3 protein-coding genes are annotated in these 2043 nt (G+C 68.1%); all 3 read right to left on the reverse strand.

Annotation, left to right across the window (positions count from 1 at the left end):
• Nucleotides 1–75: 75 nt before the first annotated feature.
• Nucleotides 76–339 (reverse strand): hypothetical protein, encoded by a 264-nt coding sequence (locus Q4F73_RS12360; protein WP_303359638.1) that lies wholly within the window; start codon nt 337–339, stop codon nt 76–78.
• Nucleotides 340–428: 89 nt separating this feature from the next.
• The gene (locus Q4F73_RS12365; RefSeq protein WP_303359639.1) at nt 429–1469 is read right to left on the reverse strand and encodes a tocopherol cyclase family protein; all 1041 of its coding nucleotides are present in this window, start codon (nt 1467–1469) and stop codon (nt 429–431) included.
• A gap of 29 nt (nt 1470–1498) precedes the next feature.
• Nucleotides 1499–1924, reverse strand: a complete 426-nt coding sequence (locus tag Q4F73_RS12370; protein WP_303359640.1) for a hypothetical protein — start codon at nt 1922–1924, stop codon at nt 1499–1501.
• Nucleotides 1925–2043: the final 119 nt, after the last annotated feature.

A 2043-nucleotide genomic window follows, 5' to 3' on the forward strand; every position in this document is an offset into this window, starting at 1 on the left:
TCGGGCAGACGGGCAGTGGCAGTTGTTCTTCCATCAGGGGACGCCACTGGGCTGACGTGGGCGCCGATACTCGTCCTAGCTGGCGTAACGCTGACGGACGGCCTCACCGCTCATTCCGAGGGCATCACCCAGTGCCCGCCAGGAGATCTGGGATTCACGGGCGATGGCGATTGCTGCGGCGAGATCCGCCTCGGCCTGGATACGTCGGAAGTGGGCGAGTTTGACCGACATAAGCGGGGGAAGGGGGGCATTGAGATCGTCGGACTGGGGCTCGTAGCTCTCGAACTGATCGGCCAGGCTTTCGGCTTGGGCGAGGAGGTAAGGCAGAGATTTGGGCATCGTTCACCTCAGGTATTTTGTTCGGGCGGGGGGGACACGGCGTGGATCTAGTAGCAAGTTTACTTGTGGCGAATGTCCCACCCCCGCGATCATCCCACCGGCGGCGCATCCGTCTGTGTCGGATCCAGTCCGCGGCGCCGCAACTCATCGGCCGCCCGATCGAGGCCGCCGTGCTCGAGGGCAGCCAGGGATGTCCGGCCGCTCCACACATGCCTGCCGAAGCGGGACACCGTGATCTCCAGGTCGCCGGTGAGGTGCTCGAGATCGCCGGGGACGTTGCGGTGCTCGCTGGGGAGGGGGACGGGGAGGACGAAGGCGTCGGCAAGCGGCGCGGAGGCGTTGATCTCCACCTCCCAGCCGTAGCCGCGGCCCGACACATGCCAGGTGTCGTCGGTGGTGCGGGTGGTCACCGGGCTGATGACGGGATTGCCGAGGCGGAGCACGCGGGCGTCGGGAAGCTTGACGACGAGCCCCGTCACCTCCACCTTCATCGGCCCGGCGGTGACCAGTCCGCCGGCGAAGGCGACGCAGGCGTCCGTGTCGGCGAAGCCCTGGGCCTGGCCCCACCACCAGGATTCGGGGAAACCCTCACGGCCCCAGTTCTTCTCGCCGTAGACCTGGGCGTCGGTGAACTCCCAGGTCTCGTCGCCGAGTATCGCGGTGCCGCTGGCGCGACCGCCCAGCAGCCACGGGTGCCAGTACTGGTTGAGGCCGGGGATCATCTGGAAGACGCTCGATCCACCGAAGGCGCGGTGCGGCCAGGGCTTCAGGTCGTGGAAGCGGATGTCCAGGCGGGCATCAGGGCCGAGGTCGACCCGCAGATGCTCCTCGTCGCCGCTGAACGACGGGGAGTGGTGTGCGCCGCCGCGCACTCCCAGTCGGTGGGGGTCGGTCCAGGATCCGTCGCGGGCGTCGGTACGCACGAAGCCGTTGGATCCGGCCAGTCCGATCGTCGACCAGGCACCTTGCGGGCCCTCGTTGGCACCGCACAGGGCGATGAGGACGCGGCCGGTGGCGGGATCGGTCAGACGCCAGAAGTACCCCTCCATGGATACGCCGCGGTGGGCGCGGGTGGGCTGTCCGAAGGGGAGGTCGGCGCCGGTGGCACGATAACGTGTGATCGGGGTCATAGGTCCAGTGAAGCACAGGACGGCGGGTGTCAGCGCGGGACCGGCACCGTCACGGTATCGCCGCCGTAGCCGTTGTCCTGGTCGCGGCCTTCGACGACGACCTCATCGACGTCGTCCGGGATCGCGAAGGGTCCGCGGCTGCGGGTGAAGGGCTGCTCGTTCTGGTGGTCGTGGGCGAGGTCGTGCTCGGCCAGGACGTCACCTTCCGGGGTGAGCACGCGCCATCCGTCGGCGTAGCGCTCGGGGGTGTCGTAGGGCGAGGACACGGTGACGCTGATGCGGAACTCGTCCCCGGACGCGGTGAGCTCGGCCTCGAGGATGTCGGGGTACTCCTGGGAGTCCGCAGCTGCGGACTCTGGGGAGGCTGGTGCCGGGGCGTCGGTGTCGTCGGCGCAGGCAACGAGGACCGAAGCGGCAGTACTGAACAGGAGGGGGACGACCAGGCGACGTCTCATACCCCCAACGCTATCGAATCAGCCGAGCAGCAGCAGGCCGGTACCGATTCCGAGGAACATGACCCCGGCGATCACTCTGATGAGGACATCCCTGCCTGACTGCTGCCTGCCATCGCGGG

The sequence above is a fragment of the Corynebacterium sp. genome, from assembly GCF_030535495.1.
GTDB lineage: Bacteria > Actinomycetota > Actinomycetes > Mycobacteriales > Mycobacteriaceae > Corynebacterium.